At 52.4% G+C, this 25,508-nt stretch carries 17 protein-coding genes; 2 read left to right on the top strand and 15 right to left on the bottom strand.

Going from position 1 to position 25,508, the window contains the following annotated elements:
- Positions 1 to 102: 102 nt before the first annotated feature.
- A complete protein-coding gene (locus AC0YOB_RS17790; RefSeq protein ID WP_475793916.1) occupies positions 103 to 1,119 on the bottom strand; it encodes a polysaccharide deacetylase family protein in 1,017 nt (338 codons plus the stop codon).
- A 692-nt stretch (positions 1,120 to 1,811) separates the two neighbouring features.
- Here AC0YOB_RS17790 and murI point away from each other — a divergent pair.
- Positions 1,812 to 2,591 carry a glutamate racemase gene (gene murI / locus AC0YOB_RS17785; RefSeq protein ID WP_475793915.1) on the top strand — a complete coding sequence of 260 codons (780 nt, stop codon included), beginning with the start codon at positions 1,812 to 1,814 and terminating at the stop codon, positions 2,589 to 2,591.
- A gap of 223 nt (positions 2,592 to 2,814) precedes the next feature.
- On the opposite strand, the gene AC0YOB_RS17780 is transcribed toward murI, so the two are convergent.
- The 6 genes from AC0YOB_RS17780 to AC0YOB_RS17755 all read right to left on the bottom strand — a co-directional run bounded on the left by AC0YOB_RS17780 (position 2,815) and on the right by AC0YOB_RS17755 (position 11,315).
- Positions 2,815 to 4,134: a glycoside hydrolase family 125 protein gene (locus AC0YOB_RS17780; RefSeq protein WP_475793914.1), complete on the bottom strand. Its 1,320-nt coding sequence runs from the start codon at positions 4,132 to 4,134 to the stop codon at positions 2,815 to 2,817.
- 141 nt (positions 4,135 to 4,275) lie between these two features.
- Positions 4,276 to 5,187: a carbohydrate ABC transporter permease gene (locus AC0YOB_RS17775; protein WP_475769878.1), complete on the bottom strand. Its 912-nt coding sequence runs from the start codon at positions 5,185 to 5,187 to the stop codon at positions 4,276 to 4,278.
- 19 nt (positions 5,188 to 5,206) lie between these two features.
- Positions 5,207 to 6,145 (bottom strand): ABC transporter permease, encoded by a 939-nt coding sequence (locus AC0YOB_RS17770; RefSeq protein ID WP_475769877.1) that lies wholly within the window; start codon positions 6,143 to 6,145, stop codon positions 5,207 to 5,209.
- Positions 6,146 to 6,217: 72 nt separating this feature from the next.
- Positions 6,218 to 7,738, bottom strand: a complete 1,521-nt coding sequence (locus AC0YOB_RS17765) for an ABC transporter substrate-binding protein (protein WP_475793913.1) — start codon at positions 7,736 to 7,738, stop codon at positions 6,218 to 6,220.
- A gap of 210 nt (positions 7,739 to 7,948) precedes the next feature.
- A complete protein-coding gene (locus AC0YOB_RS17760; protein WP_210042430.1) occupies positions 7,949 to 9,496 on the bottom strand; it encodes a response regulator in 1,548 nt (515 codons plus the stop codon).
- A 1-nt stretch (position 9,497) separates the two neighbouring features.
- A complete protein-coding gene (locus AC0YOB_RS17755) occupies positions 9,498 to 11,315 on the bottom strand; it encodes a sensor histidine kinase (RefSeq protein ID WP_475793912.1) in 1,818 nt (605 codons plus the stop codon).
- A 268-nt stretch (positions 11,316 to 11,583) separates the two neighbouring features.
- Here AC0YOB_RS17755 and AC0YOB_RS17750 point away from each other — a divergent pair, with 268 nt between their 5' ends.
- Complete coding sequence (locus AC0YOB_RS17750; protein ID WP_475793911.1) at positions 11,584 to 14,904, top strand: DEAD/DEAH box helicase; 3,321 nt, start codon at positions 11,584 to 11,586, stop codon at positions 14,902 to 14,904.
- Positions 14,905 to 15,755: 851 nt separating this feature from the next.
- On the opposite strand, the gene purD is transcribed toward AC0YOB_RS17750, so the two are convergent.
- The 8 genes from purD to purS form a co-directional block, all read right to left on the bottom strand.
- Positions 15,756 to 17,024, bottom strand: coding sequence for a phosphoribosylamine--glycine ligase (gene purD / locus AC0YOB_RS17745; RefSeq protein WP_475793910.1), 1,269 nt, complete (start codon positions 17,022 to 17,024; stop codon positions 15,756 to 15,758).
- A 45-nt stretch (positions 17,025 to 17,069) separates the two neighbouring features.
- Entirely contained in the window at positions 17,070 to 18,617 is a 1,548-nt protein-coding gene (gene purH / locus AC0YOB_RS17740; RefSeq protein ID WP_475793909.1) for a bifunctional phosphoribosylaminoimidazolecarboxamide formyltransferase/IMP cyclohydrolase, read from the bottom strand.
- 392 nt (positions 18,618 to 19,009) lie between these two features.
- On the bottom strand, positions 19,010 to 19,660 hold the full coding sequence (gene purN / locus AC0YOB_RS17735) for a phosphoribosylglycinamide formyltransferase (protein ID WP_475793908.1): 651 nt from the start codon (positions 19,658 to 19,660) through the stop codon (positions 19,010 to 19,012).
- Positions 19,660 to 20,703, bottom strand: a complete 1,044-nt coding sequence (gene purM, locus AC0YOB_RS17730; RefSeq protein WP_475793907.1) for a phosphoribosylformylglycinamidine cyclo-ligase — start codon at positions 20,701 to 20,703, stop codon at positions 19,660 to 19,662. Before purM ends, purN begins: the two co-directional genes overlap by 1 nt.
- Before the next feature lie 127 nt (positions 20,704 to 20,830).
- On the bottom strand, positions 20,831 to 22,312 hold the full coding sequence (purF, locus tag AC0YOB_RS17725) for an amidophosphoribosyltransferase (protein ID WP_475793906.1): 1,482 nt from the start codon (positions 22,310 to 22,312) through the stop codon (positions 20,831 to 20,833).
- Entirely contained in the window at positions 22,297 to 24,540 is a 2,244-nt protein-coding gene (purL, locus tag AC0YOB_RS17720) for a phosphoribosylformylglycinamidine synthase subunit PurL (protein ID WP_475793905.1), read from the bottom strand. The genes purF and purL overlap by 16 nt, the downstream gene beginning before the upstream one ends.
- Positions 24,518 to 25,213, bottom strand: coding sequence for a phosphoribosylformylglycinamidine synthase subunit PurQ (purQ, locus tag AC0YOB_RS17715; protein WP_475793904.1), 696 nt, complete (start codon positions 25,211 to 25,213; stop codon positions 24,518 to 24,520). Before purQ ends, purL begins: the two co-directional genes overlap by 23 nt.
- Positions 25,214 to 25,216: 3 nt before the next feature.
- A complete protein-coding gene (gene purS, locus AC0YOB_RS17710; protein ID WP_210042497.1) occupies positions 25,217 to 25,459 on the bottom strand; it encodes a phosphoribosylformylglycinamidine synthase subunit PurS in 243 nt (80 codons plus the stop codon).
- Between the last annotated feature and the right edge of the window lie 49 nt (positions 25,460 to 25,508).

Below are 25,508 nucleotides of genomic sequence, written 5' to 3'. Positions count from 1 at the left end.
GATGTCTTCTATTGTATGTTTTGCCATTCTCTGTACGCAGCAGCAAAACTGCTTTTATGAATGAACGACCTATGGCATTCCAAGCCTCGTGCTGTATACAGCCTAATGCTTCTTCGCAGCCAATAATTGATCCACGGTTACAAAGGTATAACCCTTCTTCTGCAGGTCCTTGATCACGCCGGGCAGTGCGGCAACCGAGTTCTTGATATGGCTGCTGCCGAAGGAGTGCATGAGAATAATACCGCCCGGCTTCGTATTTTTGTTCACGTTCGCCCTGATGCTCGCTACCGATTCGCCCGCCCAGTCTTTCGTATCGACCGTCCAGCCTACAAGATCGCGGTTGCTGCCGGCGATCATTGCATCCAATATATTGTTAGTCGCGCCGTAAGGCGCCCGGACCAGACGGGGCACGAACCCCACCGCCTTCTGAATCAACGTGTCCGTCCACATGATTTCATTGCCGATATGCAGGCTGTCAAGCTTCGTCAAATCCTTATGATGATAGGTATGATTGCCGATTTCATGGCCTTCCTTAACAATGCGTTTCATCATATCGGGGTATTTCTTAACCTGCGTGCCTACCGTGAAGAAGGTTGCCTTGACCTTGTATTCCTTTAAAATATCCAGAATAGCCGGTGTATAATGATTATCCGGCCCGTCATCAAACGTAAGAGCCACCAGCTTGCTCCCAGTCTTTGCTGTATATTGTACAACCGGGAGAGTCGGTTTATCCAGCTTCACTGCCGCTGCACCACCCGGCGCATTCGCCTTCTGCACCGTATTGCCGCCCTCAGGCGCTTTCTGTATCTGATCGCTTGCCGTATTCTTGCTGCCAGCAGTCTCCCGGACTTGCGCCTCCGATTGTGCCGCTCCCGTTCCATCGTCCCTGCCTGCTGCCGACGCTACGTTACCGCCTTCATGGGATGCTGCGTTCCCCGCTCCGCCAAGAGCCTCAGTGCCTTCGACGGCGCCCTTCACTCCTTCATCCGCCCACAGCTCCCATGCAGACTGGGTATTGTATCCGGCAATAAAGAAAATGACGGCTATCGAAATAATGAGCAGCATAAACCGACGACGTTTCTTTCTGTTTCTGGCTGTGACTGTTTCTCTGGGTATCATATCGCTCTCTCCCTGTTCATTGCTATACCTTTATGGTAAAGGAGCGATGTTAATAAGTCGTTACAAAAGTGTAACATCGGATATGTATTTCAAATTACTAACACTCCCAAGGGAATCATATGAGCTGGAATAGATTGAAACCTTCACTATATTCCCGAATTACAACAAAAGGGGCATCGCCATACGGAATGACGATAAGTTTTCCACTTTAATTATCTATAGGCATATGGCATATTGCATTTTGGGTAATTTTTGGAGGTGAAAGTGCTGTTTTTATTGAAGAAGTTTACATTTTGGCTCTTAGTCAGCATACTAGTATGCTTAAACAACTACTGGGGAAATGATGATAAAAACATTCTTCTTATTGGATTAAATCCGTTCTTAAATAATGTCGTATATACTGAGCCATTCCGTTCTTGGATAGCTGATTTTGATAGTATAAGCAACAGAGTTCACCATCCTGCCTATCTTATGCATTTTAGCTCATTCTTCTTGATTGGAGTTGTTATTGATTTACTTATACACCACTTATTGAGACGTAAAGGTGTTTAGACTAACTGGGCACGTTAGTGAGGAGCTTGCCGCGCTGCAGCTCCATTTTCGTTTGTTGAAGTTAACTGGCAGTTTACTTGGAAGACATGAATGGTAAAATAAAATAGAACAAAAATTGTGAAGCGAAAGAGTGGATTTTCGTGAGAATAGGATTTTTTGATTCTGGTATAGGTGGTTTAACAGTACTTCATCAAGCATTGCGATTCCTTCCAAATGAAGACTACATCTTTTATGCTGATACCCTACATATTCCATACGGTGAAAAACCAAAGGAAGAGGTTAGGGACTATATTTTCCATGCAGTCGACTTTATTGCCGAGCAAGACGTGAAAGCACTCGTCATTGCCTGTAATACTGCAACCTGTATCAGTATTGAAGAACTTCGTAAAAAGTACGATTTCCCAATTTTAGGTATAGAACCGGCTGTAAAACCAGCTGTTCAAAAATGGGAAGGAAAGCAAAAAAAGGTTTTGGTTTTAGGGACTAATTTAACTCTAAAAGAGGAAAAGTTTAATAATCTTGTGAAAAGCATAGACCATCAAGACTTAGTTGAAAGTTTACCTCTCCCCGGACTTGTCCAATTCGCAGAGAAATTTGAATTCGATGAAGAAAGAATTATGCCCTATTTGAGAGAGGAATTATCGTCATTTGATTTGAAGCAGTTTGGAACCGTTGTTTTGGGATGTACTCATTTCCCCTTTTTTGAAGATACCTTAAAGAAAATATTTCCTGAGGGAGTAGACATTATTTCCGGAAGTATTGGTACTGCTAAAAATTTAAGACGAATACTCGAAGCAAGGAATCAAGTAGGCGGAGGTACAGGGGATATTTTGTTTTTTCAATCCGATTATAAAATTGAAGATACGGAAACATTATCTCGTTACAAAAACCTATTGTTAATGCTAGATGCGTTGAACTAACAGGTACGTTAAGCTCAATAGGAAAGGATCATTATGGTCCTTTCTTTTTTTCCATTCCTTCTCGAATCAGCATCGGCTGCTCCAAGCGAGAATGGCTTGCTGCATCATCAGCAGTACATTATGGACTGCACCGACATCTTATAAAAGTGAGACTTAGAAGTGAACGTCACAAAAAAGACGCCGGAACAGCAACCGTTCCGGCGTCTTTCATCTTCCACCCGCTCTATAAAATGCCTTCCTTCATCGCTTTGTACACAAGCTGCGAGAACAGGCTGTTCGACCAGACGAACCAGTCTCTCGTGTACACGCCAGGGTCATCGGCATGAAAGCCTTCATGCATATAACCCGTATCCGCATCGGTCGCCTCCAGCATGGCGATCATCGCCAGCTTCTCCTCATCCGATGAGGCGGTTATTCCCTGCATCGACAAAGCCATATGCCAGATGTAACCCGGAGGCGTGTGCGGGCTGCCGATTCCCCGGGCCGCACTGCCCTCGTAATAGTAAGGGTTGCTGCGGCTCAAAGCGAACCTTCGCGTGTTCTGATACACCGGATTGTCGGCGGTCGTATAGCCCAAATAAGGAATTGACATCAGTCCCGGCGTGCCGGCATCGTCAGCCAGACAGTAATTGCCGAAGCCGTCGGTCTCATACGCATAGATCGAGCCGAATTCCGGATGACGGTAGATGCCGTACAGCTCAATGCCGTGGCGGACATCCGCCTCCAGCCTGCCAAGCTCCTGCACGAGCGCGGAATCCCGGAACACCCACTCGGCAATTTCGCCAAGCTGGGCCAATGAGACCGCCGCAAACATATTGGCAGGCACATTATAGTGAAAATCGCACGCATCATCGCTTGGCCGGAAGCCCGACCAGATCATTCCCGTGTAATTCACCGGCATCCCGGCGCCGTCATTGCGCAAGGTGTCGGTTGCGACGCCGTTATTGCGCGTGAAGCGGTAAAATGAAAGCTCGTCATGACGCTGCTCGGTTCTCCACAGCTTCACAATGACTTTCATCGCCGCCTTGAAATTCGCATCGAAGATGTCTGTCAGGCCGGTAACCTTCCAATACATATGGGCCAGCCGGACCGAGAAGCAGATGGAGTCGAGCTCGAACTTGCGTTCCCAGACCCAGGGTCCCATCTCGGTCTCATCTGCGGCATTCCAATGCCAGTCATTCGCCGATTCATTGAATGCATTGGCATACGGATCGATGATAATCGATGCCATATGACGCTTGATCAAGCCGCCGAGAATCCGCTGCAGATCCGCATCTTCCGCAGCCAGCGGCACATAGTGGATGACCTGCTCGACGGAATCGCGAAGCCACATGGCCGGGATATCGCCGGTCAGGATAAAGGTGGTATCGTCGTCCATCAGCTTGGTTGCGGTTTCCAGCGTATTGGGAAAACAATTCCGGAACAGCTGGAGCAGCTTGGGACGATGGGCCAGCTTCTCCTCCGCCTCATCCAATACTGCCTGAACGGCGGCCGGAAGCGGAAGCTCCGGCATGGTGATTTTCGGTAAACGGAACTGCTTCATCTCTTATTTCCTCCCGCATCCCCACGGGGATATGATCATCATTTAAATATAAGTTCAAAACGTTCGACTTTTAGCACCGAGAAGATCCGCTTCCTGGTAATCTTCGCGATCGAAGTCGGACGTTTTGAACAACCTTTACATTTATTCTTTTACCGCGCCAATCGTCAGGCCCTGCACAAAATACCGCTGGAAGAACGGATAAGCCAGAATGATCGGCCCTGTTGCCAGGACCACCATCGCCATACGCGAGGTTTCCTGCGGCATATCCTGAAGCATGCCTGCATTGAAGTTATTGGAATTTTGCGTAATGAACTGCATGGTGGTTTCAATCCGCATCAGCATCGACTGCAGCGGAACGAGGTCCGGATTTTCGATATAGAGCAGGGCGTTGAACCAGTCATTCCAATAGCCCAGCGTGCTGAACAGGCCGATGGTCGCAAGACCCGGCAGAGAGAGCGGCAGAACCAGACGGATGAACGTCTGCAGCTCCCCTGCTCCATCGATCCGGCCCGATTCAATGATCGCGTCCGGCACCATCGTACTGAAGAAGGTGCGCATAATCATAATGTAGAACGCATTAACCGCCATCGGCAGAATAAGCGCCCAGATATTGTCGCCCAGATGCAACAGCTGCGTTACGACGATATAAGTCGGGACAAGTCCGCCGTTAAACAGCATCGTGAAGAAAGCCAGGAAGCTGAAGAAATGGCGGTACTTGAAGCTTTTGCGGGAAATCGCGTAAGCATACAGGGTGATAAAAATCAGGCTGATCAGCGTTCCCACGACGGTGATGAAGATCGTGACGCCGTATGAATGGAGCAGGGAATCGCCTGTTCTGAATATATACCGGTAAGCATCCAGGCTCCACACGTCCGGAATAATCGCATAGCCGTTGCTGGCCAGCGTAAGCTCATCCGTAAATGAAATAATCAGCACGAAAACAAAAGGAAATACACAGGCAAAAGCGAACAACGCGGCGATAATGTTGAACACCACATTGGCCGGGGGAGACAACCGCTGGAAATCGCGGGACTTGCTTCGAGTCTTCGACATGACCGCTTCTCCTTTCTGATTAGAATAAGGCGTTGTCTTTGTTGAATTTGCGTACGATCCAGTTGGATGAGATCACCAGGATGAAGCCGATTGCCGATTGGTACAAGCCAGCCGCCGTGCTCATGCCGATCTCGCCGGTCGTTTTAAGTCCACGATACACATAGGTATCGATAACATTCGTCGTTGAATAAAGCATGCCTGAATCGCGCGTAACCTGGTAGAACAGACCAAAGTCCGCATAGAAGATGCGTCCGATTGCAAGCAGGGTCAAGATGGTCATAAGCGGCGTAAGCATCGGAATCGTAATATGCCGGATCTGATTCCATTTGCTTGCACCGTCGATCATGGCCGCTTCATACAGGGATTTGTCGATCCCGATGATGGCTGCCAAATAAACAACGCTGCTGTAGCCGATGGTTTTCCACAAGTTGATAATAACAAGCAGGTAAGGCCATTTGTGAGGTTCCGCATACCAATTGATCGGATTCATGCCAAAGTAGCCCAGAATCTGGTTCAGGAGCCCTTTGTCCGCGCTCAGAAAGCTGAACACGAAGTAGCCGACAATAACCCAGGACAGAAAATAAGGCATGAAAATAGCCGTTTGATAAATTTTGGACAAGCGTTTATTGACAATTTCCACCAAAATGATGGCCAGACCCACTGAGAATATCAGGCCCAGAATAATAAAGGCTACATTATAAAGCACGGTATTGCGCGTTATGACGTAAGCATCCTCGGTGCTGAACAGAAATTTGAAGTTATCGAGACCTACCCACTTGCTCTGCAGGATGCTGGCCAGAAAACCTTCCTGTGTAAAGCGGTATTCCTTGAATGCGATAATGGTGCCGGCCATGGGCAAGTAGGAGAAAAAGAAAAACCATACCGTGCCCGGAAGCACCATGAACAGCATCGCTCTATTTTTGGCAATATCCTTAAGAACTCTCCCAAGCGTGCTCATTCTATCCCTCCTTATCCGGTAACAAAAGGAGGGGCGGACGCATGCATCCGCCCCCTCCTGATTCGTAAAGCTTTATTTTTGCGTTGCTCTCCATGCGTCCAGTTGGGACTGGGCCTCAGCAATGATTTTGTCCAGTCCGGCCGCTTTGAATTTCTCGATCGCCTGCGGCAGGTATTTATCCGGATCAGCGGTTCCGGTCATCAGTGCCGGCCAGAATTCGCCTTTCACGTTCTGAATGGCAGCCAGTTCATTGACCACTTTGGAGCTGTCGAAGTTGAAGCCGAGCGTCGGAGCAGCTTTGCCGGCATCGTTATAGGCTTTGAATTGCTCCCATTTGTCAGCAGGATCTGCGGCGCTCAGGTAAGTGAGCATGATATTGCCCAGTGCAAAGGTAGGCATATCGTAGTTTTTGGCGTCAGGCAGGTTTTCCATGTGCGTATCATCGATTTTTTTGTAATGCACGCCTTCGATACCGGAATCCACCATATTGCGCAGTACAGGATCGGTGTTAAGCAGGTTCAGGAACTGCATCGCTTTGTCCGGGTGTTTGGAGTTCGCCGAGATTGCTTGCATGGAACCCATTACCGACCAGTTGTAAATAACGGAATCGTTAGCCGGTTTGGAAACAACCGGATAGCCGTAGCTTTGCGACCAGAGAATATCGGCAAAAGGCTGGGAAGACGCGCGGTCCAGGAACCATTTGCCTGATTTCGTCAGGTCATCTGTCGAGCTGATTGTTGCCGCTTCCGGAGAGATGTATCCGGCTGTATAGTATTTGTGCATCGTTTCCAGCGCTTGCTTCATTTCAGGTGTTTCAAGCACATCGACGATTTTGAAATCCGTCGTATCCAGTTTTACCGCCATCGGCAGGTTTTGGATAATATAGTCATAAGGTACAACCGGAACATGATCCTTGTTGACCGCGAACGGCGCAACCTGCGGCTCTTTTTCCTTGATAGTTTTGAGCAGCGGCTCCAGGCTTTCAAGCGTATTCACGTTTGAAATGTCCAGGCTGTATTTGTCGACCAGGTTTTTGTTGAAACGCCATACTTCTTGGGTAGGAAGCTCTTTGTTGGCCGGAACGCCGTAGTTATGGCCATCGATTTTGGAGCCCTCCAGGAATGCCGGATCAAGCTCATCCACTATGCCTTGACCGTATTGTGTCAGCAGCTCGTCTATCGGCGCGAAGGCGCCTTTACGGGCATTCTGCACATAATCAAAGGCCCACGAGCTGGAGAAAAGGATGTCCATTGGCGAACCTGATGCGGTAAGAACCTTCATCTTCTGGTCATAGTCGCCAAAATCGATCATTTTCATCGTTACGGTAACGCCGATTTTCTCAGCTGTATATTTGCTGACCTCAGCCATAACCTTGTCCATATCCTTTTGCGGAGCACCGATCGTGTACCAGACCAGATTTACCGGTTCTTCTGTGCTGCCGCCGCTATTTCCGGCTGTGCTGTTGTTCGTGCTGCCGCCGTTATTTGCTGCTGTATTGCCGTTATTGTTCTTGCTGCCGCAGCCGCTCAGGACCATAGCAACAACCAGCATCAGCGCAAGCGCAAGACCAACGCTTTTTTTTGTTCTTGTCATTTTTGTTAACCCTCCCGTTTAATGATTGCTTCTTTCATGCCTCTTAGGCTCTTCTTTACATTAACTGATGAAAACCGTTACAAATAGAGCTTAAACTAGACATATCGTGTTCAAAATAAACAAAGAAGGACTTTCTTCTCTTAAGAAAGAATGATCCTTCACCGTCGTTTGCGACCGGTGCAGGATCATCTTCCTTCAACTGAAAGGCCGTCAAATAAGCCCTTTATAATCCGTCGGCGAGATTCCCACATATTTCTTGAACTGCTTGTGAAAATAACCCGTTTCCCAATAACCGACGCCGCGGGCGATTTCATGCACCTTCAGATTGGTTTCCTTGAGCATTTCCTTCGCTTTCTGGACCCGGTATTTATTGATATAATCCGTGAAGGTTTCGTTGGTTTCCTTATTGAACAGCTTGCCCAGGTAGCCCGGATGAATGTTATACTTGCGCCCCAGCGATTTCAGGGACATTTCCTCCATATAAAACTCATGAATATGGTTCAGGACCTGTTTGACAATCGGACTTCTGTCATCCTGTCCCAAAATATCGATCATCATCCCTGCCGCTTCCTGTACGAGCGAGACCAGCTCCGCCACGTCAGAAGCAAGGGCCGCTTTCCCGAACACATCCTTATAAAGCCCGCTGACCATAGCCTGCGCCGATTTCAAATCGTTCAGCTCCATCTTCAGCCGCAGCATCATCTCGATGGCCAGACTGCGCAGCAGCGCGGGAGTAACGCCCTCCTGCTTCTGCGCCTGCTGGAACTCCTCCTCGATCCGGGTAAACAGATTCTCCTTGTCCTTGGCCACCATCAGCTTGCCGAGATCGGACCAATCGACGGGAATTTGCGTCAGCTGCGCATCGCGGTCCGGAATAAGCGTTTCATATTCAGCGATGTCCGTCCGGCCAAGCATCAGAAAATATTCCTGCGCCCGCCGCGCCTGCTCGTAGCTCTGCCGCTGCTCCTCCCCCATGCGCTTCACGGTGCCGAGCGAAATCCGCGACCGGTAGGATTCACCCAGCTCATCGCGCAGCCTGGTCAGAAGGTCAAGGGCCGCAAGCTTGCAGGCCTCCGGGCTGTCGCCCATAAAAACAATGACAATATCCCCTTCCAGATTGGTAAAACAAACGGTGGCGCGGTCCGCAGCCACCCGCTGCTTGATCTCGCGCCTCAGCTCAAGCACCATCTGCTCATCCTCATCGTCGGGTCTGACGATCGACGCCAGCAGATAAGGCCATTCAAAGACGATGCCGAGAAGTCTCGCCCGCTCCGCAAGCTCGGCTGGCGCAATTTGTCCGGTCATCCAGCGGTATAGAATATTATCCCTCAGAATACCGATCTCATCATCGGTGAAAGCGGGAATCAGAGACTGCGAGGCAGAGGCGTTCAATTTCTCCACCGTGTTCTGCAGGGTCTCCGTCAACTCGGTAAAATTAATGGGCTTAAGCAGATAATTCTCAATGCCCAGCCTCATGCCCTGCTTTAAATAATCAAACTCGTTATAGCCGCTCAGGATAATGATCCGAAGCTCCGGATACAGCTGCCGCGCGGCGGAAATCAGCTCAAGGCCGTTCATTACCGGCATGGTGATATCGGTGATCAGAATATCCACCGGAACCTCCTTCATCCGCTCCAGCGCCTGCTTCCCGTTCTCTGCCCGGCCGGTGAGCTCGAGGCCATACGAGGACCAGTCCACCGCATCGTACAAACCATCCAGAATAAACGGCTCGTCATCAACCAGAAATGCCTTATACATATCAGCTTTCCCCCTCTGATGTGTTTGGAAACCAGATTTTCACCGTTGTACCCTTGCCGGGCGTGCTTGCAAGCTCAACCCCGCATTCGTCCGCATACACCAGCTTCAACCTCTCGTATACGCTTCTAAGCCCCAGCGATCCGCTTGTTTCGTCGTCCTCCGGGAGCAGGAACGAGCTGCGGATGCGCTCCAGCTTGTCCGGCGCAATGCCCGTCCCGTTATCCGTAATTTCAATATGGATAATGCCTTCCCGCTCCTCTGCGCGCACAGCCAGCACATTATCCGTATCATCTGCGCGGATGCCGTGGACAATATAATTCTCGACTATGGGCTGCAGCGACATTTTGATCATTTTCCGGCTGCCAAGCTCCGGTTCATACGCAATCGTGTAGCTGAACTTGTCCTTGTAGCGGATGCGGAACAGCTCCAGATAACGGCGGCAGTTCTCCATCTCCTCCTGAAGCGTGACCACGGTCTGCTGCTGTACGAAGCTCTTGAACAGCACAGCCAGGCTGTAAATCATTTCGCTCACATCCGTCACGCCCTGCGAGATGGCCCTCATCCGGATGACCTCCAGCGTATTGTAGAGAAAATGAGGATTGATGCGGGCCTGCATCGCCGTAAGCTCCGTATGCTTCTGCTTGATTTCCGCTTTATAGACACGGTCGATATGACGCGTCAGCTCCTCCAGCATCTGATCGAAGCTGCGCGAGATCTGTCCAAGCTCGTCCTCTTTGGTGTCCTGGATGCGCACCGACGTATCGCCGGTTTCAACCTTGCGCATGGACCGGATGATCCGGTTCGTGCGCTTGGCAAAGTTGATCACCACGAGCGAAGGAACGATGACCGCAACGAGGATGCACGCCGCGCTGACAAACAGAATCAGATTGCGGAGCGTCCGGTAGGACTCCGCCACCTCCTGCTTGGGAGCCACGCCTACCACAACATAACCCAGATTGTTTGGCGTCAGCGTGGAGATATAAGAATCCTGCTCCAGCTCGCCTGAGATATTCAGCGAATTGAGCTTGTCCGCATAAGGATAGGTGGTCCCGTAATAGCTGCCCGACGAGTCGAAAATAACGCCGCCCTCCGATGCCAGAACGAGAATATAACCGTGAAAATCCTTCTCGTAGCCCGAGATCGATTGCAGGATGCTGTCGGAATTGAAATACACGATTAATTGCCCGACCGCCTTCAATGTGCCGAGATCGTTAATGGAGCTCTGAACCGAATACAGCCTCGTGTCCGGTTGATTGATGGTTTTGCGCACCCATTCATTGGGCACCGAGATGTTCCCGTTCTGGAGCGCCATCGCATCGGGGATGAAGGACCTCGACGGATTCGTTGTGATCAGCCGGGACGTATTGCGCTGGCTTTGTACATAGAGAAACTGCTTCTCCGTGCTGTACAGCAATAAATTTTCCATATCCTGGTCGTCCTCAATCATATTCTTCAAGTAGGCAATGCCGTCGGTCGAGCTGTTCTGACTGCCCATAAACTGATCCAGGCGGCGGTTCACGTACTCCTGAAAGGAATGCTTGAGCAGGTAGGTCATATTATCTGAAAGCTGCTGATCCCTGTAAATATTCTGAACCATCAGCTGAACCGAATCATGCTTGGCCGCGATATAACGGTCGACCCGTTCCATCGCGTTCTTCTGATTCGTAAGCTCGCTTTGCACAATCGAGCGGGAGATAAAATAGAACGTAAAATAAGAGAGCGTCATGATAGTAAGAACCGCTATTGCGGAGAAGATCAGGATCATTTTCACGAACAAATTATTGCTGACGTAGTTGCGATATCCTCTTCTGAGTCCCATTGGCGCCCCCCTTCCGCGTCTGCTGCTTGTCCATCCACATCCCTTCATCATAGCGCTCTATATCCAATTAAAAAAGGGAGAGATTCATGCAGTTCTGTCCAAAATAAGATTTTTATTAGGAAGTATTCTCTTCCATGAGGAGGTCTATCCTGTCCTGATCACCCTGCGGGCGTTCCTCCCCGCACAGATATGCGAAATCTGGTATCATAAAGGCTGTACGCCCATGATAACCAATCACAGTTCACACAGAAGAAAGGATCAGAAGGCCATGAGCATTTCGCTGACCCACAGGGTCATAAAATTGTTGTGCGGCCAGATCTCTTACGATAGAGGAAAAGCCTATTACCGTTCCGGCAAAGTTATGCTTCAGGATTTCGATCCCGGAATTCCTGTCTATGAGGCCATCGTCAAGGACAATGGCAGCTGCCAGGTCAGCGTCCAGATCGATGGCGGCGGCGATGTGCATGCGACCTGCAGCTGCCCTGCTCTGCCTTCCTATGACAAATACTGCAAGCATATCGCAGCCGTTCTGCTCCATCTCCATGATCTGCAGCAGGATGGCCGCATATCTGCGCAGTCGTCAGCGGCTTTGCAGCCCGCAGATGCCTTCCCCCGCGAATCCGGTCATCTTGTCCAGCGGTATGACGGTTCGGCCTCCCGTTCCGCAGCAGATGCCAAGCTTGTAAACGGCATGCTGGGGCTGTTCGGGGACAGGACGCTGCGGCCTGTCCGTACTTCAAGACCTCTTTTCAATAACCGCACCGTTCTCGAAGCCGAGTTTATCTGCAAGCCCTCCGCTTACGGCTATGGCAAGCATATGCTGGGCCTGGAGCTGAAGGTCGGTCCCAAACGGCTGTATATCGTGCCAGACATAAGAGATTTCCTGGATCGCGTTGACCGGAAGGAACCGTATAGGTTCTCCCGGCATTTTACCTATGATCCGCAGCTTCACTGCTTCCAGCCTGAGCATGATGCCGTCCTTGGGCAGCTGATCCATATTTTGAATCATGAAAGGCTGTATCGGGAATCATCCGGCGCCTACTCCGCCCGTGTCAACCCCACAGGCGGCGACCGCACCCTGCTCATCCCTCCTGTCTCCTGGGAAACCATGCATCCATTGCTGGCAGCAGCTCCATCTGTGCGGGTTCAGCAGGACGGGCAGATCGTAGACGGCGTTGGCATATCCAATGAGGCGCTTCCCCTTGAATTCGGGTTCAATGAGGGGGAGGGTGGCGGCTTTCAGCTGGATATCCAGGGGCTGGATCCATTGATCGTCATGGAATCATATGGTCTTGTGCTCTCGGAAGGCAGAATGCTGAGGCTCCCAGCCGATCAATGCAAACGACTGTCCGATCTGAAGCAGATGCTCAGCACCTCCGGGAAGCCGCATGTGCAGATATTACAGGAGCAGATGGAGCCTTTTATGGAGAAGGTCATTCCCGGATTGATGAAGCTGGGCGCTGTTCACATCTCACAAGCGGTATCGGAGCGTATTGTGCAGACCCCGCTCAAGGCAAGGCTGTATCTGGACCGGGTGAAGAACCGCCTGCTTGCCGGACTGGAATTTCAATATGGGGATATTGTGATCAACGCCTTGGAGGGAACCGGAGAGAAGCGCGGCGAAGGCCGCATTCTTATGCGGGACGGAGAGCTGGAGGGACAAATTCTGTCGCTGATGGAGCAAAGCGCGTTCACCCGGACGGAAGCCGGTTATTTTATGGATGATGAAGAAGCTGAATATGAATTCCTTTATCATGTCATACCGCTGCTGGAGAAGCTGCTGCAGGTCTATGCGACCACAGCGGTGAAGACCAGGCTTCACACCGGACATGTCCCTCCGAAGATCAGGGTCGAGCTGGATGAACGGACGGATTGGCTGGAGTTTACCTTCGACATGGATGGAATTCCGGAAGCGGACATCCGCAATCTGGTTCAGGCCATCGAAGAGAAGCGCAAATATTACCGGCTGCCAAGCGGAGCGCTGCTTCCCCTCGAGAGTGCGGAATACGAGGAGATCAGGCGCTTCATCAACGAAACCGGACTCATCAGGGAGGATCTGAAGGGAAATCAGTTTCGTCTTCCGGTTGTCCGCGGCTTGCATATGATGGATGCCGAAGCAAATGGACAAGCCGTCAAGCTGGGCAAATCCTTCCGCAAGCTGCTGGAGAACATGCGGAATCCCGATAATCTGGATTTTCCTGTGCCGGAAAGCCTGGAGCCTGTGCTCCGGGATTATCAGATATATGGCTATCAATGGATGAAAACGCTGGCCCATTATCATTTCGGCGGCATTCTGGCCGATGACATGGGGCTGGGCAAGACGCTGCAGAGCATCGCTTTTCTCGTTTCCGTTCTGCCTGAGATTCGCAGCCAGAAGCTGCCTGCGATCATCGTATCCCCTGCCTCTCTGATCTATAATTGGCAGAACGAGCTAAAGAAATTCGCTCCCGGGATCCGCTGCATGATTGCTGACGGAAGCAGAACCGAACGGATTGCCGCTCTGAAAAATGATTCCCGGGTAGATGTTTTCATCACCTCCTACCCGCTCCTTCGTCAGGATATTGACACGTATATCAAGCTGCCCTTCCATACGCTTATTCTGGATGAGGCGCAGACCTTCAAGAACCACGCCACCCAAACCGCGCAGGCGGTGAAGGCCCTGCAAGCCCGGTACCGGTTTGCGCTGACCGGAACCCCTGTGGAGAATACCCTGGAGGAGCTGTGGTCGATCTTCGATGTGGTGTTTCCCGAGCTGTTCCAAAGTGTGCGGGCATTCCACGACTTATCGCGGCAGGCGGTTGCCAGGCGGGTCAGGCCATTTATACTGCGCCGGTTGAAGACGGATGTGCTGAAGGAGCTGCCGGACAAAATTGAGTCGGTTCAGGCTTCCGGGCTGCTGCCCGAACAGAAGAAGCTGTATGCGGCCTATCTGGCCGAGCTGCAGCAGGAAACCTTGAAGCATCTGAGCGAGGACAGCTTCCAGAGGAACCGGATGCGAATTCTGGCCGGCCTGACAAGGCTTCGCCAGCTGTGCTGCCATCCCGCCCTGTTCATTGAAGGCTACGATGGAGGCTCCGCCAAGTTCGAGCAGCTGCTCGACATTATTGAGGAATGCCGCAGCTCCGGAAAAAGGATGCTGATTTTCTCGCAGTTCACCCGAATGCTGGACCTGATCGGGCGGGAACTGGGTTACCAGGGGGTGCCGTTCTTCTATCTGGATGGACAAACGCCTGCATCCGACCGCGTCGAGCTGTGCAGCCGCTTCAATGAGGGAGAGCGGGATGTGTTCCTGATCTCCTTGAAAGCAGGAGGCACCGGGTTAAACCTGACCGGAGCCGATACCGTGATCCTGTACGATCTCTGGTGGAACCCCGCTGTCGAGCAGCAGGCCGCCGACCGTGCCCATCGCATCGGGCAGAAGAATGTGGTCCAGGTCATCCGCCTCGTAACGCAGGGCACCGTAGAGGACAAGATGTATGAGCTGCAGCAGCAGAAGAAAAATCTCATCGACGAAGTGATCCAGCCTGGCCAGGAGGCGCTGTCTACGCTGACGGAACAGGATGTACGGGAGATTCTGATGATGGGATGAAGAAGAGCCTTGATTGGTGAGCGACTTGGCTCAGCAATCAAGGCTCTTTATTGGAACAGCGAGGCTCGACCACCGTCATGCAACGCCACACCGAGCGCTGGGAGCTGCGCACGGTGCTCGAGTCAGACCCGCAGGTTGGCAATACTCTCGTAAGAAAATCCACTTTTCAGCACTCTAATAAGGATTTTCCCGTTACAGCATTATATCCAACTTTTCAGCACTCTAGTAAGGTTTTTCCCGTTACAGCATTATATTCACCTTTTCAGCACTCTAGTAAGGATTTCCCGTTACAGCATTATGTCCACCTTTTCAGCACTCTAGTAAGGATTTCCCGTTACAGCATTATGTCCACCTTTCCAGCACTCTAGTAGGATATTCCAGCTTACAGGCGCTTTATCCCCGCTTTCCAGCGCTATAACAAGGAATTTCCGGTTTGCAGCCGCATTCCATGGCCAAAATTGCCACTTCACTTCCTCTAGTGAGGAAAATCCCGCATACAGAGGCAGTATTCGTGGCTGGGGTACATCTAAGGAGGACTTTCCTTACTAGAGATACCGATTAGACTTGGCTGGCAGTTTTTCGGGCCGCAGCAGAATTCTACCCGCTTCTACTAAGCCAATACCATATCCATGGCCGACGTGCATCCAAGGAGTTTCAATAACAGTAGTAGGGGTCTCACCCCCCTCATCTTCAATTCCTTTCTCTTTGTTCCCCTGTTAACCAACCAGCTAAGCACAAAAAACGCCGCCTCCTGTTTAAGGAAGCGGCGTAAATGGATCAATCTTCACAAGGCAGCTCATATAGCTTTGATCGTATGAATGAATGCTTTATAAAAATTCCTGTGCTAGTTGTTAGTTCTTCAGCGCTTTAGCCCCGATATCCGTGCGGCTGTGCATTCCCTCAAAATGGATGGTCGAGACCGCTTCATAAGCGCGGGCACGCGCTTCGGCAATATCCTTGCCGCGTCCCACGATGCCGAGAACCCGACCGCCGTTCGTCACAATTTCCCCGTCCTGTTCGGAGGTGCCGGCGTGGAATACAAGCGCTCCCTGCGCTTTGGCAGCTTCCAGGCCTGTAATAACGCGGCCCCTTGGATAAGCAGCCGGATAACCCTCCGAAGCGGCAATGACACAAACGACTGCTTCGTCGCTCCAGGTGATATCGATTTGATCCAGACGGCCATTAAGCGAAGCCAGAATGATATCCACCAGATCCGTCTCCAGCCGCGGCAGAACAACCTGTGTCTCGGGATCGCCCATACGCGCGTTGAACTCGATCGTTTTCACGCCGTCCTTGGTGATCATCAGGCCGGCGAATAATACGCCACGGAACGGGCAGCCTTCACTGACCATTGCCCTTGCAGTCGGCTTGATAATGTTCTCGATGGCATCCTCCACCAGCGCCGGATCGATATGAGGCAGCGGCGTATACGTCCCCATGCCCCCGGTGTTCGGGCCTTTGTCGTTATCAAAGACCGGCTTGTGGTCCTGGGCCGGCACCATGGCACGCACGGTTTCGCCGTCCACAAAAGCCAGAATCGACATTTCCTGTCCTTCAAGAAACTCCTCGATGACGACACGTCCGCCCGATTCGCCGAACACTTTGCCGACCATCATGTCGTGCAGAGCCTGCTCCGCTTCCGCAATCGTATACGCTACCGTTACGCCCTTGCCCGCTGCTAGGCCATCCGCCTTGATCACAATCGGTGCCGTTTGCCCGCGAAGATAGGCAAGCGCTGATTCATGATCCGTGAATGTCTCGTATTTGGCTGTTGGAATGCTGTATTTCTTGAGCAGATTCTTCATGAAAATTTTGCTGCCTTCAATAGCCGCGGCATTCCTGCGCGGGCCATAGATGGGAATGTTCTGCTCCTCGAATGCGTCCACAATACCGTCTGCAAGCGGATCGTCCGGTCCAACAACGACCAGATCGACCTCATTATCGCATGCGAACTGGATCAGATCGTTGAACCGGTTAACCGCGATCGGCACGCACTCCGCAAGCTCCGCAATTCCGGCATTGCCAGGAGCGCAGTAGATTTTCTTCACTTTATCGCTTTTATTCAGCGCCCAGACGATGGCGTGCTCACGCCCGCCTCCGCCGATGACCATAATCCGCAAAGGAAACCCTCCCCAAAGTTTAAAACGATAACCAATCCCCAAGTTTTAATGCTTGAAATGACGAACGCCCGTCAGCACCATCGCAATATTGTTGGCATTGGCTACCGCAATGGATTCCTCATCCTTGATCGAACCGCCTGGTTGAATAATGGCCGTGATTCCGGCTTGAGCTGCCAATTCGACTGTATCGCCCATCGGGAAAAAAGCATCCGATGCAAGCACTGCACCCTTGGCTTTCTCCCCGGCCTGCTCAATGGCAATACGCGCCGCGCCGACACGATTCATCTGGCCTGCGCCGACACCGACGGTCATGTTGTCAGCCGCCAGCAGAATGGCGTTGGATTTGACATGCTTTACCACTTTCCAGCCAAACAGCAGCTGCTTCAGCTCTTCATCGGTCGGTTTGCGGTTGGTTACGACTTTCAGATCATCCGGCGATAAGCTGTGAACGTCGCTCTCCTGTACGAGCATGCCGCCGTCTACGCTGGTCACGAGCCATTCCGGCTTGCGCTCCGCAGCAGCTTGCAGCTCGCCAAGCTTCATGAGGCGAATGTTCTTCTTCTTCGTCAGTATATCCAGCGCCTCGGGCGTAAAGTCCGGAGCAATAATGATTTCCAGAAAAATCTCGCTGAGCAGCTGCGCGGTATCCAGCCCGATTGTGCGGTTCGCCGCGACGATGCCGCCGAAGATCGAGGTAGGATCGGCCGCATAGGCTTTTTGATAGGCTTCATGGATGTCCGTTCCGATACCCACGCCGCATGGATTCATATGCTTGACCGCTACGACAGCCGGCTCATTGAATTCCTTCACAATGGCAAGCGCCGCATTGGCATCGTTGATGTTGTTGTAGGACAGCTCCTTGCCGTGCAGCTGCCGGGCCGTTGTGATATTGCCTTCAGCCGCCAACGGCTTCCGGTAGAAAGCAGCCTGCTGATGAGGGTTCTCCCCGTAGCGGAGATCCTGAACCTTCTCGTAAGTGACCGTGTAGCGCTCAGGAAGCGGGTCGCCGCCCAGCTTGGAGAGGTAATCGCCGATCAGCGCATCATAAGCACCCGTGTGGCGGAATACTTTTGCCGCCAGGCGTTTGCGTGTGTCAAGGCTTGTATCGCCGCCCGCTTGTATTTCCTCCAGCACTCCGGCATAATCGCCGGCATCTACGACAACCGTCACAAAAGCGTGATTCTTAGCAGCCGAACGAAGCATAGTCGGGCCGCCGATATCGATATTCTCAATGGCATCCTCATACGAAACATCCGGTTTGGCAATCGTAGCCGCGAATGGATACAGATTGACCACGACCATATCGATATAATCCAAACCGAGGTTTTTCATCGCCTGCTGATGCTCTTCATCGTCGCGAACGGCAAGCAGTCCGCTGTGCACAGCCGGATGAAGCGTTTTTACCCGTCCGTCGAGAATTTCCGGAAAACCCGTCACGTCGGAAATACCGACAACCGGGACGCCTTCCTTCTCCAGAAGACTTGCTGTCCCGCCTGTTGAAATAATTTGTACGCCAAGTCCCGCAAGTGCCCGCGAAAACTCAACAATGCCCGTTTTATCCGATACACTGATCAATGCCCTGCGAATAGCCAAAAGGGTACCCTCCCAAAAGTTTTATTGTCATTCAAGCAGAATGCGATTCTGGCCAGAGCAGCATCTGCGTGAGCGCGAAGCATATATCCGGTTCAAGCTTAAGGCTGGTAATAGAAACAGAATAAAGGTTTGGATGTCGGCAGCCGGATTTTACGATATTTAAAGCAAGAAAGGGAGCTCCAGTCCGCTTTGGCTGGTGAGCGTCATGAGTGTCATGAGCGTCGTAAGTGTCAGTGTCATGAGAGTCATGAGTGATAAGCTGCTGCACAGAGAAATAATGCGGCATGTCCAAATCCAAGCAGTTCACGCTCGACCACCGCCATTCTCTCCCGGGACACTCGCCTGGAGAGATCGCTATGAATTGAATTTACCGTTATTGCTGCCCTGGTCCGCTATCTCTGCTTCTCTTCGGTTCCTGCTGCTGCATGCATGCCTTTTATTGCAACATGTCTTCCGTCAAGGGCGACTGCGCCCGCTGCAATGCGTCCTACAACCCAGGGGAGCAGCTCTTGCTCCGCCGCGTGAATTCGCGGGGCAAGCGTTGCTTCCGTATCGCCGTCCTGCACCTCCACAGCCCGCTGTGCAATAATCGGCCCGCTGTCCATGCCACCGTCGACATAGTGGACCGTGACGCCCGTCACCTTCACCCCGTAGTCAAGCGCCTGGCGAATCCCGTTCACACCGGGAAAAGCCGGCAGCAGCGCCGGATGCACATTAATCATCCGCCCATAATAGGGCTCAACCAGCACCGGGGTAATAATCCGCATATAGCCGGCAAGCACAATGAGCTCGATCCCGCGCCGCTGAAGCTCCTCAAGTATTTCCTGCTCGTAAGCTTCACGCGAGGAATATTCCTTGGGTTGAAACAAATGCAGATCAATGCCTGCCCGCCGCGCACGCTCCACCACGGGGGCCAGCGGCTTGTCACATACAAGAAGCTCGAGGCTTGCGCCCTCGAGCCGTCCTTGTTTGGCCGCATCTGCAAGCGCCTGGAAGTTCGTCCCCTGCCCCGATGCAAATACGGCCATGCGTAATTCCGCCATTAGACATCCGCTCCTGTGAAGGTTACGATGCGGCTTCCTTCCGTAACACGTCCAATCCGGTAAGCCTTCTCGCCCAGCTCATTCGCCGCCTGCAGCGCTTCTTCAGCCTGTTCGGCAGGGACGACAACAATCATCCCGACGCCCATGTTGAACGTTGTAAACATATCGCGGTTCGTGATATTGCCTTTCTCCTGCATCAGCTGGAAAATCGGCTGTATCGGCCATGAACCGTATTCCACTTCCACATTAACGCCCTGCGGCAGAACCCGCGGAATATTCTCGATAAAGCCTCCGCCGGTAATATGGGCCATGCCTTTAACCTTCACGCGTTTGATCAGCTCAAGCGCTGATTTCACATAGATGCGCGTCGGCTCCAAAATAACATCGCCCAGCTTCTGGCCATCCAGCTCAGGCAGTGTCTGGTCAAGCGAATATCCGCTCTTCTCCAGCAGCAGCCTGCGAACCAGAGAGAAGCCATTGCTGTGAATGCCGCTGGATGCCAGGCCAATCACCACATCGCCTGCGGCGATTGTCGACCCGTCGATGATATTCTTCTTATCGACGATCCCTACCGTGAAGCCGGCGATATCATATTCATCGCCCTGGTACATGCCAGGCATCTCCGCGGTTTCGCCGCCGATCAGGGCACAGCCGGACTGCAAGCAGCCATCGGAGATTCCTTTGATGATCGCTTCGATCTTCTCCGGCTCTACTTTGCCGCAAGCCAGATAGTCCAGGAAGAACAAGGGCTCTGCGCCTTGAACGACAATATCGTTGACGCACATTGCGACTGCATCAATACCGATCGTATCGTGCTTGTCCATGGCAAAGGCGATTTTCAGCTTGGTGCCGACACCGTCGGTTCCCGAGACCAGCACCGGTTCCTCGTACTTGTCTTTATTCAGTCCGAACAGACCTCCGAAGCCGCCAAGCTCGGTCAGTACCTCCGGGCGGAACGTTTTTTTCACATGCTTCTTCATACGTTCAACCGCTTCGTTACCCGCCGCAATGTCAACGCCGGCTTCTTTGTAAGCTTCTGCCACCAGGGTCACTCCCTACGCTTAGTCAATTAATCCCGCAAAGGGTTAATTCCATTTATAATAAAATGACATAAATACGAATCATGTTACAGCTGCACCATTCACTGGCTCTTGTCCACCGGATGGATTTCTAGCAGCTGCAGCTTTTTTCCGATTTTGGATCAACCGGTGTCGGATAATCATTGTCGAAGCAGGCCATGCACATGCCGCGATTGTATTCCCCATCATTCCCGCCTACTGCCTCGATAAAGCCATCATGGCTGAGAAAGGTGATGGAATCCGCGTTAATCGCCTGCCGGATTTCCTCAACGGATTTCTGGGACGCAATCAGCTCTTTCCGGTCCGGTGTATCGATGCCGTAGTAGCAGGGATTCATGAACGGAGGCGATGTGATCCGCACATGCACCTCGGTCGCTCCCGCTTCGCGCAGCATGTTGACGATACGCAGGGAGGTGGTGCCGCGCACGATGGAATCATCGATCATGACCACACGCTTGCCCTCCACCACCTTGCGGACCGCAGACAGCTTCATCTTGACGCCCTTCTCGCGAAGCTCCTGGGATGGCTGTATGAACGTACGGCCGGTGTATTTGTTCTTGATCAGGCCCAGCTCATAAGGAATACCCGTCTGCTCGGCATAGCCAATCGCAGCGGAAATACTGGAGTCCGGGACCCCCGTGACGATATCCGCATCGACAAAGGATTCCAGAGCAAGCTTCTGCCCCATCCGTTTGCGGGCCGAGTGAAGATTAATCCCATTAATGTCGCTATCGGGCCGGGCAAAATAAATATATTCCATCGCGCAGGTCGCGCGGCGCTCCAGCTTCTCGAAACGGTCCATACGAATGCCGTCGCTGTCCAGGATGATCAGCTCGCCGGGCTGTACGTCACGCTCGTATACGGCTCCGCAGGTTTCCAATGCACAGGTCTCGGAAGCAAACACATACCCTTCGCCAAGCTTGCCCATAACCAGCGGACGCAGTCCATGCGCATCGGATGCGACCAGCAGCTTGCCGTTGGTCATAATAAGAAAAGCAAATCCGCCGATAATACGCTGCAGAGCATCCTTGGCGGCTGATACAAAATCCTTGTTGGAGCGGGCTATCAGATGGGCGATAACTTCCGTATCGCTGGTCGTCTGGAAGATCGAGCCCTGACGCTCCAATTCCTCGCGAATCGAAGGGGCATTCACGATATTGCCGTTCGTCGCGATAGCGAGATCGCCATCACGATACTTGAAGATGAGCGGCTGGGCATTCGCCAGCTTGCTGGCACCCGATGTCGAATAACGGACATGCCCGATCACACGGTCACCAGGCAGTGCATCCAGGCGCTCCTGGTTGAATACTTCCTTGACCAGTCCCATACCGCGGTGGTAGTTGAAGTTCCCGCCGTTCCTGGAATCCACGGAACACATGCCGGCACTTTCTTCGCCACGGTGCTGCAGGGCATGAAGCCCGTAATAACCAAGAGAAGAGGCATGAGGGATATTGAAAGCCCCGAACACGCCGCACTCCTCGCGCAATTTATCAAAAATGTCGTCCCGTCCTATACCCTCATTGTAATGAGAGCCTGCCCACAGCTTAGAAAGCTGCATTACTTCATCAGACATGGAATCGCATCCTTCCAGACCTTCTCCAGTTGCTCAACCGGTGCGCTGACGCCCGGTTTGCCATTGATGTTAAGGGTCAGTCCACTATCGCGGACAACGCCGATAATTGCGTTTGGTACGCCTTGCTCCGTCAGGTAATCCGTCAGTTTAGCCGCTTGCTCCGCACTTGCGGAAAGCAGGATACGCGATTGTGTTTCACTGAATAAAGCAGCGTCGGCACGAAGATCCGTCGTGATGTTCACTTCTGCTCCCAGCTTGCCGCTGATGCAGGATTCCGCCAGCGCCACGGCAAGACCGCCCTCAGCGAGGTCATGCGCCGAAGCGACAAGTCCCTGCTGAATCGCGCCAAGCACAGCAGCTTGAAGCTTCTTCTCTACAGCCAGGTCAATCTGCGGCGGACGTCCTTCGGCTTTGCCGTGAAGAACGTACTGCAGCTCGCTGCCGCCGAGCTCATTCTTCGTCTCGCCGAGCAAAACGACTACATCGCCCGCATGCTTGAAGCCCTGTGTCGTAATATGATCAATATCATGCACCAGGCCGACCATCCCGATAACCGGGGTTGGATAAATCGCGCCTTTGGCATTCTCGTTGTACAAGCTGACGTTGCCGCCAATGACAGGCGTATCCAGAATCCGGCAGGCTTCGGAAATCCCGTCAGCCGCCTTCTCGATTTGCCAGAACACTTCCGGCTTCTCGGGATTGCCGAAATTCAGATTATCGGTAATGGCCAGCGGTTCGGCACCGGAGCACACGATATTGCGCGCCGCTTCCGCAACGGCAATCTGCCCGCCAACCTCAGGATCAAGGTAAACATAACGTCCGTTGCAGTCTGTTGTCATCGCAAGCCCTTTGCGGGTACCGCGGATAGTGACAACGGCTGCATCAGATCCCGGCTGAACGGCTGTGCTCGTACGAACCATGTAGTCATATTGATTATATACCCATTCCTTGCTTGCTACAGTCGGAGATGCCAATACTTGTTTCAGCGCATCCGTCAAATCCGTCACTTCCGGATAGGCAGTGGTGTCCACTGACGCGTTCTCCCCGTAATAAGCAGGCTCCTTGGAAGGCTTGTTGTACACCGGACATTCGTCGACGAGTGCCGTAACCGGCATGTCTGCAACTTCCTGCCCTTGATGGAACAAGCGGAGACGTCCATCATCGGTTACTTTGCCGACCTTGGCGCAAATAATGCCCCAACGCTCGAAAATCTCTCTCGCCTGCGCTTCATGCTGCGGCTCGACGACGAACAGCATCCGCTCTTGGGATTCCGAGAGCATCATTTCGTAAGGGGTCATGCCCGTTTCACGCTGCGGCACTTCATCGAGATACAGCTCCAGGCCATTGCCGGCTTTGGATGCCATCTCCGCGCTGGAGCAGGTCAGCCCTGCCGCGCCCATGTCCTGAATCCCGAGAACAATGCCAGAGTCGATCAGTTCCAGCGTTGCTTCCATAACCAGCTTCTCCATGAACGGATCGCCGACCTGAACCGCTGTGCGTTTCTCCTCGGATTCCTCGGACAATTCAACGGAAGCGAAGGTGGCGCCGTGAATGCCGTCGCGGCCGGTGGCCGGGCCTACGTAAAATACCGGATTGCCTACGCCCTTGGCGACGCCGCGCTGGATTTTATCATGATCGATCAGGCCCACGCACATCGCGTTTACGAGCGGATTGCCTTCATAGCTTTCGTCGAAGACCACTTCGCCGCCGACCGTCGGAATGCCGATACAGTTTCCGTAGCCCGCGATGCCGCTGACTACATGCTCGAACAAATATTTTGCCCGCGGATTCGTAAGCTTCCCAAAACGCAGGCTGTTCAGCAGCGCGACAGGACGGGCTCCCATGGAGAAAATGTCACGGATAATGCCGCCAACGCCAGTCGCCGCACCTTGATAAGGCTCAACCGCAGAAGGATGGTTATGCGATTCGATCTTGAACACAACCGCTTGGTTGTCGCCAATATCGACGATTCCCGCTCCTTCTCCCGGTCCCATAAGGACGCGCGGTCCGGTAATCGGGAACTTCTTCAGAATCGGCTTGGAATTCTTATAGGAGCAGTGCTCGGACCACATGACGCTGAATACGCCAATTTCGGTATAGTTGGGTTTGCGCTCAAGAAAGCCGCAGATCAATCCGTATTCCTCGTCCGTCACGCCGAATTGCGTATAAATCCGCTGCTCCGCGATTTGTTCCGCCGTCGGTTCCTTAGCTGTTAACTGCTGCGCCATGCTGTTCCCTCCATGCGTTCAAAATCGATGTAAACATCCGTTTGCCGTCTTCCGATCCCAGCAGCTGGTTCACAGCGCGCTCCGGATGCGGCATCATGCCGACGACATTGCCGCGGACATTGCTGACCCCGGCAATATCTTCTGTGGAGCCGTTCGGATTCGCACCCGCTTTGTAGCGGAATACGATCTGATTATTGGCTTTCAGCTGTGCAAGCGTCGCTTCATCACAGTAGTAGTTGCCTTCGCCATGAGCAATCGGAATGTCAATTATCTCGCCTTTGGCATATTGATTTGTGAATGAGGTTTCGTTGTTCACCACTTCCAGCAGCGTGGAGTGGCAGCGGAATTTCATGCCCGTGTTGCGAAGCAGCGCTCCGGGAAGGAGGCCCGCTTCCGTCAGGATTTGGAATCCGTTGCAGATGCCCAGAACGAACTTGCCGGCTTCGGCCGCCTTTTTTACTTCATTCATGACAGGGGCAAATGTCGCGATCGCGCCGCAGCGCAGATAGTCGCCATAGGAGAACCCGCCGGGAACGAGGATGGCGTCGAAGCGGGACAGATCCGTCGCGGTGTGCCAAACATATTCAACCTGCTCGCCGATTGTGTCCTCAACCGCCTTGAAGCAGTCAATGTCGCAGTTCGATCCCGGAAAAACGAGTACCGCAAACTTCATCGTTTATCCCTCCAATTCAAAGCGGTAATCTTCGACTACCGTGTTGGCCAGCAGCTTCTCGCACATTTCCTTCAAACGGGCTTCCGCCTGAGCGCGATCGGTTGTATCCAGATCAAACTCCAAATACTTGCCGATTCGCACCTTGGCTACTTCTTCAAAGCCCATGGAGTGAAGCGCGCCTTGAACGGCGCTTCCTTGCGGATCCAGTACGTTTTGCTTGATGGTCACGTAAACCTTTGCTTTCATGTCGATGGTTCGCCTCCTGAATTCTCTGTTGCTGATCACGTTTTATCCG

The sequence above is a fragment of the Paenibacillus sp. JT31N17 genome, from assembly GCF_056269255.1.
Note: the sequence above shows the minus strand (reverse complement) of the source record. Positions and strands in the feature narration are given on the sequence as shown.